The organism is Xanthomonas sp. 3075, assembly GCF_014197275.1.
GTDB lineage: Bacteria > Pseudomonadota > Gammaproteobacteria > Xanthomonadales > Xanthomonadaceae > Xanthomonas > Xanthomonas campestris_B.
In genome coordinates, this window is sequence record NZ_JACIFI010000009.1 from 146,442 (window position 1) to 160,328 (window position 13,887).

The 13,887-nt window shown below is 66.7% G+C and carries 13 protein-coding genes; 8 read left to right on the forward strand and 5 right to left on the reverse strand.

Annotation, left to right across the window (positions count from 1 at the left end; genetic code table 11):
- Positions 1 to 137 precede the first annotated feature (137 nt).
- The 7 genes from pdhA (at position 138) to GGR62_RS10695 (ending at position 6,862) form a co-directional block, all read left to right on the forward strand.
- Positions 138 to 1,226, forward strand: coding sequence for a pyruvate dehydrogenase (acetyl-transferring) E1 component subunit alpha (gene pdhA / locus GGR62_RS10665; RefSeq protein ID WP_184407873.1), 1,089 nt, complete (start codon positions 138 to 140; stop codon positions 1,224 to 1,226).
- The gene (locus tag GGR62_RS10670) at positions 1,219 to 2,289 is read left to right on the forward strand and encodes an alpha-ketoacid dehydrogenase subunit beta (RefSeq protein ID WP_184407874.1); all 1,071 of its coding nucleotides are present in this window, start codon (positions 1,219 to 1,221) and stop codon (positions 2,287 to 2,289) included. Before pdhA ends, GGR62_RS10670 begins: the two co-directional genes overlap by 8 nt.
- A 1-nt stretch (position 2,290) precedes the next feature.
- Positions 2,291 to 2,674: an SH3 domain-containing protein gene (locus GGR62_RS10675; protein ID WP_184407875.1), complete on the forward strand. Its 384-nt coding sequence runs from the start codon at positions 2,291 to 2,293 to the stop codon at positions 2,672 to 2,674.
- On the forward strand, positions 2,671 to 4,143 hold the full coding sequence (locus tag GGR62_RS10680) for a dihydrolipoamide acetyltransferase family protein (RefSeq protein WP_184407876.1): 1,473 nt from the start codon (positions 2,671 to 2,673) through the stop codon (positions 4,141 to 4,143). Before GGR62_RS10675 ends, GGR62_RS10680 begins: the two co-directional genes overlap by 4 nt.
- A 184-nt stretch (positions 4,144 to 4,327) precedes the next feature.
- On the forward strand, positions 4,328 to 4,738 hold the full coding sequence (locus GGR62_RS10685; protein ID WP_184407877.1) for a RidA family protein: 411 nt from the start codon (positions 4,328 to 4,330) through the stop codon (positions 4,736 to 4,738).
- A 116-nt stretch (positions 4,739 to 4,854) separates the two neighbouring features.
- Positions 4,855 to 5,472, forward strand: a complete 618-nt coding sequence (locus GGR62_RS10690) for an SMI1/KNR4 family protein (RefSeq protein ID WP_184407878.1) — start codon at positions 4,855 to 4,857, stop codon at positions 5,470 to 5,472.
- A 97-nt stretch (positions 5,473 to 5,569) separates the two neighbouring features.
- Positions 5,570 to 6,862 carry a DEAD/DEAH box helicase gene (locus tag GGR62_RS10695; RefSeq protein ID WP_184407879.1) on the forward strand — a complete coding sequence of 431 codons (1,293 nt, stop codon included), beginning with the start codon at positions 5,570 to 5,572 and terminating at the stop codon, positions 6,860 to 6,862.
- Between the two features lie 60 nt (positions 6,863 to 6,922).
- Here GGR62_RS10695 and GGR62_RS10700 read toward each other — a convergent pair whose 3' ends face one another.
- The 3 genes from GGR62_RS10700 to GGR62_RS10710 all read right to left on the reverse strand — a co-directional run bounded on the left by GGR62_RS10700 (position 6,923) and on the right by GGR62_RS10710 (position 9,739).
- Complete coding sequence (locus GGR62_RS10700) at positions 6,923 to 7,255, reverse strand: DUF6172 family protein (protein ID WP_184407880.1); 333 nt, start codon at positions 7,253 to 7,255, stop codon at positions 6,923 to 6,925.
- A gap of 153 nt (positions 7,256 to 7,408) precedes the next feature.
- Positions 7,409 to 7,840 (reverse strand): VirK family protein, encoded by a 432-nt coding sequence (locus GGR62_RS10705; protein WP_184407881.1) that lies wholly within the window; start codon positions 7,838 to 7,840, stop codon positions 7,409 to 7,411.
- Positions 7,841 to 8,329: 489 nt separating this feature from the next.
- On the reverse strand, positions 8,330 to 9,739 hold the full coding sequence (locus GGR62_RS10710) for an FAD/NAD(P)-binding protein (RefSeq protein WP_184407882.1): 1,410 nt from the start codon (positions 9,737 to 9,739) through the stop codon (positions 8,330 to 8,332).
- A 303-nt stretch (positions 9,740 to 10,042) separates the two neighbouring features.
- Between GGR62_RS10710 and GGR62_RS10715 the strand changes: the two genes are divergently transcribed.
- On the forward strand, positions 10,043 to 10,801 hold the full coding sequence (locus GGR62_RS10715) for an SDR family NAD(P)-dependent oxidoreductase (protein ID WP_184407883.1): 759 nt from the start codon (positions 10,043 to 10,045) through the stop codon (positions 10,799 to 10,801).
- 219 nt (positions 10,802 to 11,020) lie between these two features.
- On the opposite strand, the gene GGR62_RS10720 is transcribed toward GGR62_RS10715, so the two are convergent.
- Entirely contained in the window at positions 11,021 to 11,653 is a 633-nt protein-coding gene (locus GGR62_RS10720) for an NAD(P)H-binding protein (protein WP_184407884.1), read from the reverse strand.
- A gap of 16 nt (positions 11,654 to 11,669) precedes the next feature.
- The gene (gene glgX, locus GGR62_RS10725; RefSeq protein WP_184407885.1) at positions 11,670 to 13,832 is read right to left on the reverse strand and encodes a glycogen debranching protein GlgX; all 2,163 of its coding nucleotides are present in this window, start codon (positions 13,830 to 13,832) and stop codon (positions 11,670 to 11,672) included.
- Positions 13,833 to 13,887 lie beyond the last annotated feature (55 nt).

Here is a 13,887-nt window from a genome sequence, read left to right on the forward strand (position 1 = left end):
GCGCGGCCTAGTCCGCGCCCTTTTTTTTGTGCAAGCCAGCATCATTGTGTGCTGCGGTGCAGGACAGCTTTTTGCTTGGCTGTCCTTAACATCACAACTCATATCATTTGAAACTTCTTGATGAAGGTGTCGCCGCAATGAGCGTAGCCGCGCAGTTCGAGATCCAATACCTGCAATACATGGACGCGGACGGCCAGATCGTCCGCGACGACCTGCCGGCCGACGCCGCCAACCCGCAACAGCTGCTCGCGCTGTTCAAGCGCATGCTGTTCGTGCGCACCTTCGACAGCAAGTCGGTCGCCTTGCAGCGCACCGGCAAGCTGGGCACCTACGCGGCCTGCATCGGCCACGAAGCCACCCACGTCGGCATCGGTGCCTCGATGCGCAGTGGCGATGTGTTCGCGCCCAGCTACCGCGAATACGGCACCATGTTCGAGCGCGGCGTGCGCCCGCGCGACGTGTTGCTGTACTGGGGCGGCGACGAGCGCGGCAGCGACTATCCGCGCGATGCCGACGCGGCCATCGACTTCCCGATCTGCGTGCCGATCTCCACCCAGTGTTTGCATGCCGCCGGTTCGGCGCTGTCGTTCAAGCTGCAGGGCAAGCAACAGGTCGCAGTGGCCTGCTGCGGCGATGGCGGCAGCTCCAAGACCGACTTCTACGCCGCGCTCAATTCGGCCGGCGCCTACAAGCTGCCGCTGATCCTGTGCGTGATCAACAACGGCTGGGCGATCTCGGTACCGCGCTCGGCGCAGACCGGCGCGCAGACGCTGGCGCAAAAGGGCCTGGCCGGCGGCCTGCATTGTCTGCAGGTGGACGGCAACGATCTCATCGCCGTGCTCGAAGCGATGCGCCAGGCGCGCGCGCGCGCATTGGCCGGCGACGGCGGCACGGTGATCGAGTTTTTGACCTATCGCCTGTCCGACCACACCACCGCCGACGATGCGCGGCGCTATCGCGGCGAAGAAGAGGTCAAGCAAGGCTGGGCGCGCGAACCGCTGCTGCGCCTGCGCCGCTATCTCACCGCGCAAGGCCTGTGGGACGAGGCGCAGGAGAAGGCATGGAAAGCCGAGTGCGGCGCGCGCGTGGACGAAGAGGTCAACGCCTACCTCAACACGCCGGTGCAGCCGATCGAAGCGATGTTCGATTATCTCTACGGCGACCCGCCGGCGGAGTTGCTGGCGCAGCGCGCCGAGGTGATGGCGCTGGAGACCCGTCATGGATGAGCTCAATCAGTCACACAGCGCTGCCACGCAGCTGGCCAGCGCCCCCTACAACGCCGCAGCCACGCGCGGAGAGATCGCCATGCGTTCACCCATCACCCTGATCGAAGCCATCACCCAGGCGCTGGCCTGGGAGTTGGAACACGACCCTGCGGTGCTGGTGCTGGGCGAGGATGTCGGCGTCAACGGCGGCGTGTTCCGCGCCACCGCCGGCCTGCAGCAGCGCTTCGGCAGCGAACGCGTGCTCGACACCCCGCTGGACGAAACCACCATCGCCGGCCTGAGCGTCGGCCTGGCCGCGCAAGGCATGAAGCCGGTGGCCGAAGCGCAGTTCGACGGCTTCGTCTATCCCATGGTCGATCACCTGATCTGCCATGCCGCCCGCCTGCGCAACCGTACCCGCGGCCGGCTGCATTGCCCGATGGTGTTACGCGTGCCGTGGGGCGGCGGCATCCGCGCGCCAGAACATCACAGCGAAGCCAACGAAGCCATCTTCACCAACGTGCCCGGTCTGCGCGTGGTGCTGCCGTCCTCGCCGCAGCGCGCGTATGGCCTGTTGCTGGCCGCGATCCGCGACCCGGATCCGGTGATCTACATGGAACCCAAGCGCATCTATCGCCAGTACAAGGAAGTGGTCGTCAACGATGGCGAAGCGCTGCCGCTGGACGTGTGCTTCGTGCTGCGCGACGGTACCGACGTCACCCTGGTCACCTGGGGCGCGCAGGTCAAGGAAGCGCTGGAAGCGGCCGACAAACTCGCCGGCGAAGGCATCAGTGCCGAAGTCATCGACGTGGCCACGCTGCGCCCGCTGGACTTCGACACCATCGCCGAATCGGTGGCCAAGACCGGCCGCTGCGTGATCGTGCAGGAAGCCCCGCGCACCGCCGGCTTCGGTGCGGAAATCGCCGCGCAGCTTGCCGAAAAATCCATGTACGACCTGCTCGCGCCGGTCGAACGCGTCACCGGTTACGACACCCATATCCCGCTGTTCCGGCTGGAGATGAAGTACCTGCCGAGCGTGGAACGCATCGTCACCGCTGCCCGTCGCGCGGTGGCCGCCGGCTGACATGCGCGCCCGTCTGCTTTGCGAACATCGCGCCGCCTACGCCAACCCGGTCCGCTTCGAGGCGGGCCGGCAGGTGAGCGTGGGCGTGCGCGATGAAGAATGGCCTGCGTTTGCCTGGGTCACCACCGACGACGGCCGTGCCGGCTGGGCGCCGCTGGCCTGGCTGCGCCCGCTCGGCGACGGCCTGGCCGAAGCCCTGCGCGATTACGACGCACGCGAACTCGATGCCCGCCAGGGCGAGGACGTGTTGCTGCATTACGAACACGGCGGTTGGTGGTGGTCCGAGCGTGCCGATGGCATGCAGGGCTGGCTACCGGCTTCCGATCTGGAACTCCTCGACGACACCATGCCGCAGCTAGCTGCGGCGCAAGAGAATCTGCCATGAGCGAAGCCAAGAATTTCCACCTGCCCGACCTGGGCGAAGGCCTGCCCGATGCCACCATCGTCGAGTGGTTCGTCAAGGAGGGCGACAACGTGCGCCTGGACGACCCGCTGGTGTCGATGGAAACCGCCAAGGCGGTGGTCGAGGTGCCTTCGCCGTTTTCCGGCACCGTGGTCAAGCTGGCCGGCGCAGCCGGCGATGTGATCGTGACCGGCGCGATGCTGGCGCAGTTCGCGCTGGACGCCTCGCAGCCGCAGCGCGCCGATGGCCAGGACACCGGCCACGCACATGGTCCTACGCACACACCCAGCACCGGCGACAACGCCGCCGGCCCGACGATGCGCGTGGTCGCCTCCGATAACGGTGGCGAGATTGCCGACGCCGAGAGTGGCAACGACGGCAATGGCGAGCGCGACGACGCCGGCACCGTGGTCGGCGCGATGCAGAGCTCCAACGCGGTGCAGAGCGAGCAGGCGATCGCCGTCGGCGGCGTGCGCGCCATGCCGGCAGTGCGTGCGCTGGCGCGCAAGCTGCGCGTGGATCTGACCCAGGTGCACGCCACCGGCCCCGACGGCACGGTCACCATGGCCGATGTGAAGCAGGCCGCCGCCGCTGGCACAGCGCGGCCCTCACCCGGTGCGCAGGGCGCACCGACCTCTCCCGCAGGCGGGAGAGGCGATAGTGTCGCGACAGGCGGCAGAGATCGCCCGGGAACCGCGTCCCTTCTCCCGCCTGCGGGAGAAGGTGCCCGCAGGGCGGATGAGGGCCAGGCGCGCTCCACGCTCTCCAGCAGCGGCAAACCCATGCGCACCCAGCCGCCAGGCGTGGTCGCCAAGGGCCAGCCCGAACAGCTCAAAGGCGTGCGTCGCAACATGGCACGGGTCATGGCCGACGCGCACAGCAAGGTGGTGCCAACCACGCTCAACGACGATGCCGATATCCACGCCTGGCAGCCCGGCAACGACGTCACCGTGCGGCTGGTACGCGGCATCGTGCGCGCCTGCCAGGCGGTGCCGGCACTCAATGCCTGGTTCGATGGCGACGCACTCAGCCGCACGCTGCACAACCAGGTCGATATCGGCATCGCGGTAGATACCGAAGAAGGCCTGTTCGTGCCGGCGTTGCGCAATGCCGACATGCTCGATGCGCACGGTATCCGCGAAAGCGTCAACCGCCTGCGCCAGCAGGTGGAAACCCGCAGCATCGCCGCGTCGGAACTGAGCGGCTACACCATCTCGCTGTCCAACTTCGGCATGTTCGCCGGCCGCTACGCCACGCCTGTGGTGGTGCCGCCGTGCGTGGCCATCGTCGCCGCCGGCCGCGCGCGCTACCAGCTCACCCCGGTGATGGGCGGGGTGGAAACCCACAAGATCATGCCGCTGTCGCTGACCTTCGATCACCGCGCCGCCACCGGTGGCGAAGCCGCACGCTTCCTGCGCGCGCTGCTCGACGATCTGGCGTTGGCCGTGTAACCGCTGCCGCCGCACGTCGGTCCTTGCGCCAACACCTGCCGCGCCGTCATGCGCGACATCGTTGCGGCCGCATCGGCCGGATCCACCTTCATGCCATGGGTCCTGCCGCGCCGTGGCAGCGCGGCCTGGCGCCAGGTCGCGCGCGCTCCGCGCTAGACTCAGGCGCCGGATATCAGGCGCCGCGATGCGGACATTTGTCACCCAGGGCGATGGCCTTCCCGTGTGGGATTCGCCGATCAGCCATGCCGTCGTCGTCAACGACATCTGCTACCTCAGCGGCCAGCTCTCCATCGACAGCGCCGGCCGCCATGTGCCCGGCAGCGCAAGGCAGGAAGCCGCGCGTGCCTTCGACAACCTGTTTGCAGCCCTGGCTGCGGCCGGCTTCGCACGCGAGGACCTGACCTTCATCGATATCGCCTTCATCGACCTGGCCGATCTGCCCGAGGTCAATGCGCTCTACATCGCGCTGTTTGCGCAGGGACGTCGTCCGGCACGCACCATCTACCAGGCGGCGGCGTTGCCGTATGGCGGACGGATCAAGGTCATGGGCGTGGCGATCCGCGATACCGCTGGCCAGGCCACCACGCAGGCCTGAGCAGCAGCGTCTCCGCTGGCATGCCCGGTCCTCGCTCAGCCAGACGCAACCCGCATTTCCCTGCGCCGACACCACCGCATGCGCGGCGGCGCATTCCATTCCCTCACGGAGGCCCGATGAACACAGCTGCGACCGACGCCGAGTGGCGTCCAGCCGACTGCCCGCCGCTGGCATGGCCGGACCTTGTCGACGACGATGCACGCCTGCAGTGGTACCGGCAGGTCTGCACCGCGTATGCCGCACTCCTCGGCGACGACGCTGCGGCGCAACCCGCCAGCCCGCAGGCCGTGCACGCGTGCGAGGCGCGCCTTGGCTGCGCGCTGCCGCCGCTGCTTGCGCGCTATCACTGCGAAGTCGGCAGCCTGGCGCTGGCCGAGACGCTGTGCGCGCCAGGCGACGCCGCACCCAGCATCGAACCGCTGCAGCAGGCGTATCCGAGCGTGGACGAGATCGAGGCGAGCGCTGACGAACACGCCTTGCTCCCCTCGCTGGTCGTATTCGGCGATTACCTGGGCAATGGCAACCTGTGGTGTTTTCATCGCCACAACGGGGCGGTGTATTACTTCGACCACGACGATGGCGCGATGCTGACGCGCCTGTTCGATACGGTCGCCGGCTATCTGGATGCGCTGATGCTGCTGTGCCTGGGCGAGATTCACGACGACGACGCGACAGCTCAAGCATTGCTGGAAGAAAGGCTGGGGCCACGGGCGGTACGCAAATGGCGGTACTGACGACACCGCGACAAACCATCGGCGCCGCTGCCGCATCGGCACGTCGCAGCCGCTGCACCAATCGCCCACAATGACGCACGTGTCCAGAGATTCCCCCATGTCGTTCGACCACCTCGACCTGTCGCCACAGCTGCTGCCGGCCTTCACCGCAGCGCTGACCCACGCCGGTCACCACAGGCCCACCCCGATCCAGCAGCAAGCCATCGGGCCGATGCTGCAGGGCCGCGACCTGATTGCGATGGCGCAGACCGGCTCGGGCAAGACCCTGGCCTATGCGCTGCCGTTGCTGCAGCAGCGCTGCCTTGCACCCGACACCGCTCCGCGCGTGCTCGGTGCGCTGGTGCTGGTGCCGACACGCGAACTCGCTGCGCAGGTCGAGGCCACGCTGCGCCAGCTGGCCGCCCATCTGCCGCGTCGGCTCAAGATCGTCGCGGCCACCGGCGGCAGTTCGATCAACCCGCAGCTGCTGGCGCTACGCGGTGGCGCCGACATCGTGGTGGCCACGCCCGGACGGCTGCTGGATCTGGTCGATCACAACGCGCTGCGCTTGGGCGAGGTGGCCACCTTGGTGCTGGACGAAGCCGACCGCCTGCTGGAACTGGGCTTCGGCGCCGAGCTCGATCGCATCCTGGCCTCGCTGCCGGCGCAACGGCAAAGCGTGCTGTTCTCGGCCACGTTTCCGGCCGCCATCGCCGTGCTGGCCAAACGCCGCCTGCGCGACCCGCTACGCATCACCGTTGCCGCCACGCCGGAACAAGCGCCTGCGATCGAACAACGCGCCATCGCTGTCGATACCGGCCAGCGCACGCAGCTGCTGCGCCATCTGTTGCTGGAATACGGTTGGCCGCAACTGCTGGTGTTCGTCGCCAGCCGACACACCGCAGAGAAGATCGCCGAAAAACTCACCAAGACCGGCGTCAACGCGCAGCCGCTGCATGGCGAATTGAGCCAGGGTCGCCGCGAGCGCACCTTGTCTGCCTTCAAGCAGCGCGACGTGCAGGTGCTGGTGGCTACCGATCTAGCCGGGCGCGGCATCGATATCGACGCGCTGCCGGCAGTGATCAATTACGATCTGCCGCGTTCGACGGTGGACTATACCCACCGCATCGGCCGCACCGCACGCGCAGGCGCCAGCGGCCTTGCGATCAGCTTCATCATTGCGGAGAGCCAGCCGCAATGGCGCCTGATCGAAAAACGCCAGGGCCTGCGCGTGCCGACCAGCGTGGTTGCCGGTTTCGAGCCGACCCTGGCGACAGATACGCCTGCGACGGAGCCCCCGAACACCGGTACGCACGCACCGGACGACAACGGCGGCATCAAGGGCAAGCGGCCGAGCAAGAAGGACAAGCTACGCGCGGCAGCCGCGACACAGGCAGGCAAGCCCGCCTGACGGCCGGGACTTACACGCAACGCTGCGTCGTCACACCGGGGTGGACGGTGCGGCGAAACCTCAGTCCTGCTCGAAATCCAGCTCGCCGCCCGGGGCGCTGTCGCCATCCGCACGTGGGGTGCGCTTGCCGGGCTTGCGCAGGATTTCCACGAAGAACTGGTCGCCGCCTTCGGCGGTGAGCGCATTGATCGAACGGATCAACTCGGCCGGCGGCAGCGGCGCGGCACTGGCTTCATCCACGCCAAAGCGCATGTCGAAGTCCCAATAGTCCGCGCCTTCCGGCAAGTCCTTGCGGCGCTCGCGGCGGATGTACTTGCGGATGTCGTTCTTGCTGGACTCCAGCAGACGATCGCGGTTCTTGCCTTCGAGGTTGAGCTGATAGGTCTTGCGCATGGCGACATCGGTTGGGAACTGGCCGCCTATTGTGAGGCTACACGACCGTTGTGGGTGAATCGCCGGCGCTGCGGGGGGACTTTAGTGCCGCATCGCCGGCCCGATCTGATCCCGGCCCGGCGCCGGTTACGCAGTCGCCGCGGCGCAGGCCACTCAATCGGCGTGGAAGCGAATGCCCTGGTTGATCGTGCATTGGTAGGCCAGTACCGGCCCGCGTTGCTGCAGGCCCGGCAGGTCGTACATGTAGGTGGTGAACCGCACAGTGCCATCCGGGCGCAGCTGATAGCGCATGAACTGCTGGATCGGCTTGCCGTCGTTGGCCACGGTGAAGTGTGAACCGGAGAACGCGGCGGTGCCGTCCTCGGTGATGCGGTACGCGTCGATATGGCGGCCGCCACGGGTCTTCGTGACCGGCGTGCCTTCTTCGGGTGTGCAGCTGCCAAGATCGGTGGTCAGACTGACGTCGTAACCGGCCTCCAGGGCCGCGAGCACCTCAGCACGGGTATTGAGCGATTCACTGGCCCAGGCGGGCAACGCGCAGGCACACAACGTGGCGAGCAAGGCGGCGGGAACGAGACGGGGCATGGCAAACTCCAGGCGGACGGGGGAATCAAACGACCTGGACTGTACTCAGTCCAGGGCGATCAACATGACCTAATCCTGTCTGCAACGGCGCGCTGCGCTACGCATCACGCTGCATGATTGCGCTGGTTGGCGAAGTCAGCGCACGATTGCCAGCTGCGGGCTATGCCTGCGCGCGCAGAGGTGTTTGTGGAGCGATCGGGCGTCTCCATCGCCGCCGACAATGACAACCGAAGTCGGTCGCTGACGGACGACAGACGATACGAGCATCAAGCGATGCGTCTGATGCCCGACCGACGCGCCGCAACTGGCGCGCGTCGACCGGAACCAACTTTTTCAAAGAGGAATCACCCAAGCCACGAGGTTGCGCGCGCCCCCTCATTCGGCGCCAGCGCGCCACCTTTTTCCGCCGGGAAACGGGTCCAGACCCCGCGCTCGTGGAGGCGTCAACGCAAGCCATCCATCGAGAAGGTGGAATGAACGCAGACCTCGCTACACACGCGCAGTGACCTCGCGCGGCAGCTGTTCCGGCTCCGGCTGTAACGCCGGCGTCGCCCCCAACAGCAAGCGCTCGGCCAACGCACGCGTGGCCACGCGTAACTCGGGCACGGCGGTGATTTCCCAGTAACGTCCGCGTAGCAGCGGGCCCACGCAGAACAACCCCGGCACGATCTGCCCGGTGCCATCGCGCACGCGCAGGTGCGCATCGGTGTCCACGCCCAGCCCCAGCGGGTCGGCGCGCAACAGGCCGGCGTCGCGCATGCCCGCGATCAGCGGGTCGCTGGTGCGGTCGATATCGGTATCCAAGCCGGTGGCGCGGATCACCGCATCGTAATGACCTGTCTGCGCATCGGCAGCGCCACGCGGGCGGATCACCGCTTCCACGCCGTCGGGCACCCAGCGCGCACGTAGCAGGCGCGCCGCGCTCACCTGCAATTGGCCCGAGGCCTGCAGCTGCGCCAGTTGATCCGCCGCGCCCGGCGCGACCCGATGCCGGGCCACTTCCCAATACGGCCGCAGGTGGCGCAGGAACCGCGCACGCTGTGGCAACGCCAGCCGCTGCCATAGCGGTTGCAGATGCGGGCGCAAGCCATCCACCACGCGCCGCCAGTCGTCGACCACCGCACTGAGCTGACGCACGCCGCGCAGCAGACCGCGCAGGTCGGCATCCTTGAGCGCGCGCTGCAGATGCGGCGGCAACTCCAGCGCCGCGCCGGGCTGGCGCAGATGCGCCTGCGGCGCCAGGCCGCGCCGCGAGATCGCCAGCAGCCGTCCACGATGGCCGCGCGCGTGCAGCGTCAATGCCACGTCCACCATGGTCAGCCCGGTGCCGACAATCAGCACGTCGTCGTCCGGCGACAGCCGCGCCAGCGCATCGCCCTGCCATGGCCAACCGATGTAGCGCGGATGCACGCTCAGGCGCGGGCCGATCCCGGCCAGCGCCTGCGGTTGCAATGCGCCCACCGCCAACACCACCCGGTCGCTATGGAACGCATCGCCATTGGCCAGAAACACGCGGAAGCCTTTACGCGCACGTTCCACTGCCACCGCTTCCTGCGACAGCCGCACGATCGACGCCTGCGCACCACTGACTGCCGCATCCAGCTCGCTACGCAGGTAATCGCCGTAGGCGAGGCGCGGCAGGAATTCCAATCGTCCGCTGTCGCCCAGGTGCAGGGTATCGGCGAAGGCGCCCGGCGCCTGTGCATCGATGCCGAGGTCCTTGGCGCGCACGTTGAGCAAATGCTCCGGTCGCGCGGCGCCATAGGCGATGCCACTGCCGAAGGTCTCGGCCACCCCGACCAGGGTGATGCGCACCTGCGCATCGGCCGTCTGTGCCAGCGCACGGACCAGCGCGGTGCCGCAGAAGCCGGCGCCGATGACGGTGATATGGGTTTCCATGTGCACATCCCACTGAATGACCCGCACCTTGTGCCTGCAGCACGGCATGCATGTGTAAACAAATGGTTAGTAGTCAGCGACTGAAAACGCATGAGCTGATTGTGGTTGGTGATGAGGCTTGCAACGCAAGCTGCGCGCGCACTGCATTGCACGCCCATGACAGCGCACGCGACCGCATCCGGATGGCCCTGGGCCTCTCGCCTGCGTGCTCGCAGCAGGGCAATGCGCAGCGGTTGCGCCAGGGTGTGGCATCTCGGTGGCGCAGCTGCTCGATAATGCGGGTTTCCACCTCGAGCGCTCACCATGTCCATTTCCGCAGCACGCCCGCAACGTGTCCTGATCGCCGGTGGCAGTCGCGGCATCGGCCTGGCCATTGCCGAGGCATTCGTACGTCACGGTGCGCATGTGTCACTTTGCGCACGCAATGCCGATGGCCTTGCGCAGGCCGCGCACGCGTTGGCCCCGCATGGCAGGCCGGTGCACACCGCCGCCTGCGACCTGTCGGATGCTGCGCAAATCGAAGCTTACGTGCAGGCCGCAGCGCAGGCATTGGACGGCCTGGACGTGGTGATCAACAACGCTTCCGGCTATGGGCACGGCAACGACGATGCAAGCTGGCAGGCCGGTCTGGACGTGGATCTGATGGCGGCAGTGCGCTGCAATCGCGCCGCGCTGCCACACTTACGCAACAGCGCGGCGCCAGTGATCCTCAATATCAGCTCGATCAACGCACAGCGCCCGACCCCACGTGCGATCGCCTATTCCACCGCCAAGGCCGCGCTCAATTACTACACCACCACGCTGGCCGCCGAACTCGCACGCGAGCGTATCCGCGTCAACGCGATTGCGCCCGGCTCGATCGAGTTTCCCGATGGCTTATGGGCACGCCGCCGCGACGAAGAACCGGACCTGTATGCACGCATCCGCGACAGCATCCCATTCGGTGGATTCGGGCAGGTGCAACACATTGCCGATGCGGCGTTATTTCTCGCCTCGCCGCAGGCGCGCTGGATCACCGGGCAAGTGCTGGCGGTGGATGGCGGGCAGTCGTTGGGAGTGTGAGCGATTGCCTATGCTGGCCGAGCACGCGTTGCCGGCGTGCACGCTGACATAGGACCGTGCTGGCATCGGATGCCTCTGCCCCGGCACTGTGTCATCGCGCGCCAGCATGACCAGGTAAGAACAGTACATCGGCACGCATGCAAAGATCGGTGCCGCCACCGCACGGGACGACAGGCGCTCATCCGTCGGCATGCCTGACCCGCATGCAACGACGCATTGCTAGCCAGCCAATTCTGCCGCTTCAACGTGATGCTCGCCACGCGCCGGCGCCAGCGCGGCGCTCACCAGCGCGGCAGCAATACGCTCTGCCGGATTGACACGGAAGCGACGCGGCAGGATCGGGCCGAGTGCGCCTAGCACCAGGCTGCCGACATGCTCGCCGGTGCGTCGCTCTTCGCGTTCGCCACCGATCAGACCGGGGCGTACGAAGGTGAGCGAGGGAAAGCCAACCGCGCGAAGATCGCGTTCCAGCTCGCCCTTGACGCGGTTGTAGAAGATGCGCGAGTGCGCATCGGCACCGGCGGCCGAATTCAGCACGAACACCGAGGTACCTTGCGCGCAAGCCGCGCGTGCCAGTGCCATCGGGTAGCCATGATCGATGCGATAGAACGCCTCGCGCGAGCCGGCCTGTTTCATCGTGCTGCCCAGGGCACAGATGGCCGCTTCCATGCGCGGAGCGGTCCAGTTGTCCAGGCGATCGAAATCGATCACCTGGTTGCGCAACTTGGGATGGATCTGCGTCAACGCACGCCGTGTCACCGCCACCACGCCGGTGCAGCGCACATCGGCCAGTAGTTGTTGCAAGACGTGCCTTCCGACCAGACCGGTCGCGCCTGCCAACAACACATCCATCAGATCGCCCCCAGCATCAGCGCGCACCCTCGGAGACGATGCGCGCACTGCTGGCGATGCGATCGCGCTCCACTGCCAGCAAGGTCAGCGAATGCGCCGGTGCCTTCCACTCGCTGCCGCCGGCCACCACGCGGCCGCCATGGCGCGCGGTGTCGACCAACACACGCCAATGCTCGTCATGCATCGCCGGCAGCGTGAACGCCACGCTGGTGGGGGCGGCATTGATCAGCATCAGCAAGGTCACGTTGGCGGCGATCTCGCGCAGACCGGTAGTCGGCGAGCGGCCATCCAGGCGCAGCATCAGCGCGCGCGCTTCCGGGTCGTGCCAGCTGGCTTCGTCCATTTCGTGGCCGTCCGGTGCCAGCCAGGTGAGATCCTTCAAGCCCAGCGCTTCGTCGAATTTACCGTCGAAGAAGCGCGCGCGGTGCAGCAACGGATAACGCTGGCGGATGCGGATCAAGCGACGCACGAAGGCGGCCTGATCGGCGGCGGCGGCCTTGGTGGCGGCAGTCCAGTCGATCCAGGTCAGTTCGTTGTCCTGGCAATACGCGTTGTTGTTACCGTTCTGGCTGTGGCCGAATTCATCGCCGGCCAGCAGCATCGGCGTGCCTTGCGACAGCAACAATGTCGCCAGCAGATTGCGCATCTGCTGACGCCGCAATTGCTTGATCGCGGGGTCGTTGGTGTCGCCTTCGACGCCGTAATTGGCCGAAATATTGTGGTCGCTGCCGTCCCGGCCATCCTCGCCGTTGGCAAGATTGTGCTTGCCTTCGTAACTGACCAGATCGCGCAGGGTGAAGCCATCGTGCGCGGTGACGAAATTGACCGATGCGGTCGGGCGACGGCCACTGTGATTGAACAGATCGGCCGAGCCGGTCAGGCGCGTGGCCAGTTCGGCCAGTTGCCCGCCATCGCCGCGCCAGAACGCACGCACGTTGTCGCGGAACTTGTCGTTCCATTCCACCCAGCCCGGCGGGAAATTGCCGACCTGGTAACCGCCCGGTCCGATGTCCCACGGCTCGGAGATCAGCTTGGTCTGGCTCAGCACCGGATCCTGGCGGACTGCATCGAGGAAGCTGCCCGACGGATCGAAGCCGTAACGCTCGCGCCCGAGGATGGTGGCCAGATCGAAACGGAATCCATCGACATGCATCTCCTGCACCCAGTAACGCAGCGAGTCCATCACCATGCGCAGCGCGCCGACATTGGTCAGATCGAAGGTGTTCCCGGTACCGGTGTCGTTGATGTAGAAGCGGCGATCGTCGGCCAGGCGGTAATAGCTGGCGTTGTCGATGCCCTTGAACGAGAGCGTCGGCCCCAGCTCATTGCCTTCGGCGGTGTGGTTGTAGACCACGTCCAGCAGCACTTCCAGCCCGGCGTGATGCAGCCGCGCCACCATCTGCTTGAACTCGGACACGGTGCGCGTGGACATGTAACGCGCCTGCGGTGCGAAGAACCCCAGTGTGTTGTAGCCCCAGTAGTTGCGCAGGCCTTTTTCCAGCAGGTATTGATCGTCGACGAAGGCATGCACCGGCAGCAGCTCCACCGCAGTGACGCCGAGCGAGCTGATATGGTCGATCAATTCGTCGGTCTTCAGCGCCGAGAACGTACCGCGATCTTCCTGCGGCACCGACGGGTGCAGCATGCTCAGCCCGCGCACGTGCGCTTCGTAGATCACCGTGCGGTTCCACGGGGTCTGCGGCGGGCGATCCTGGCCCCAGGTGAACGCCGGGTCGATCACTGCGGATTTGGGCATGAACGCGGCACTGTCGCGGCGGTCGAAGCTCAGATCCTTGTCGCGATGGCCGATGGTGTAGCCGAACAGATGCGGCGCCCATTTGAGCTCGCCGACGATCTGCTTGGCATACGGGTCCAGCAGCAGCTTGTTGTGGTTGAAGCGATGACCGGCATCGGGCGCGTAAGGCCCGTGCACACGATAGCCATACAGCTGGCCGGGACGTGCGTCGGGCAGATAGCCGTGCCAGACCTCGTCGGTGTATTCGGGTAACGCCAGGCGCTCCTGCTCGCGGCCACGCTCGTCGAACAGGCACAACTCCACGCGGGTGGCGTTGCGCGAGTACAGCGCGAAATTGACACCCAGACCATCCCAGGTGGCGCCGAGCGGGTTGGGACGGCCTTCGCGAATGCGCGAGCGCTGAGTGAACTTGCGGGTGGCCATCGGTAACTCCTGAGAACGGTGAACTTAGAACGGTGCGCGATTTGCGGGTGCCTGC

Excerpts from the sequence above, each read along its gene's own strand:
- pdhA (WP_184407873.1), top strand. The coding sequence starts at position 138 with ATGAGCGTAGCCGCGCAGTTCGAGATCCAATACCTGCAATACATGGAC.
- GGR62_RS10670 (WP_184407874.1), top strand. The coding sequence starts at position 1,219 with ATGGATGAGCTCAATCAGTCACACAGCGCTGCCACGCAGCTGGCCAGC.
- GGR62_RS10675 (WP_184407875.1), top strand. The coding sequence starts at position 2,291 with ATGCGCGCCCGTCTGCTTTGCGAACATCGCGCCGCCTACGCCAACCCG.
- GGR62_RS10680 (WP_184407876.1), top strand. The coding sequence starts at position 2,671 with ATGAGCGAAGCCAAGAATTTCCACCTGCCCGACCTGGGCGAAGGCCTG.
- GGR62_RS10685 (WP_184407877.1), top strand. The coding sequence starts at position 4,328 with ATGCGGACATTTGTCACCCAGGGCGATGGCCTTCCCGTGTGGGATTCG.
- GGR62_RS10690 (WP_184407878.1), top strand. The coding sequence starts at position 4,855 with ATGAACACAGCTGCGACCGACGCCGAGTGGCGTCCAGCCGACTGCCCG.
- GGR62_RS10695 (WP_184407879.1), top strand. The coding sequence starts at position 5,570 with ATGTCGTTCGACCACCTCGACCTGTCGCCACAGCTGCTGCCGGCCTTC.
- GGR62_RS10700 (WP_184407880.1), bottom strand. The coding sequence starts at position 7,255 with ATGCGCAAGACCTATCAGCTCAACCTCGAAGGCAAGAACCGCGATCGT.
- GGR62_RS10705 (WP_184407881.1), bottom strand. The coding sequence starts at position 7,840 with ATGCCCCGTCTCGTTCCCGCCGCCTTGCTCGCCACGTTGTGTGCCTGC.
- GGR62_RS10710 (WP_184407882.1), bottom strand. The coding sequence starts at position 9,739 with ATGGAAACCCATATCACCGTCATCGGCGCCGGCTTCTGCGGCACCGCG.
- GGR62_RS10715 (WP_184407883.1), top strand. The coding sequence starts at position 10,043 with ATGTCCATTTCCGCAGCACGCCCGCAACGTGTCCTGATCGCCGGTGGC.
- GGR62_RS10720 (WP_184407884.1), bottom strand. The coding sequence starts at position 11,653 with ATGGATGTGTTGTTGGCAGGCGCGACCGGTCTGGTCGGAAGGCACGTC.
- glgX (WP_184407885.1), bottom strand. The coding sequence starts at position 13,832 with ATGGCCACCCGCAAGTTCACTCAGCGCTCGCGCATTCGCGAAGGCCGT.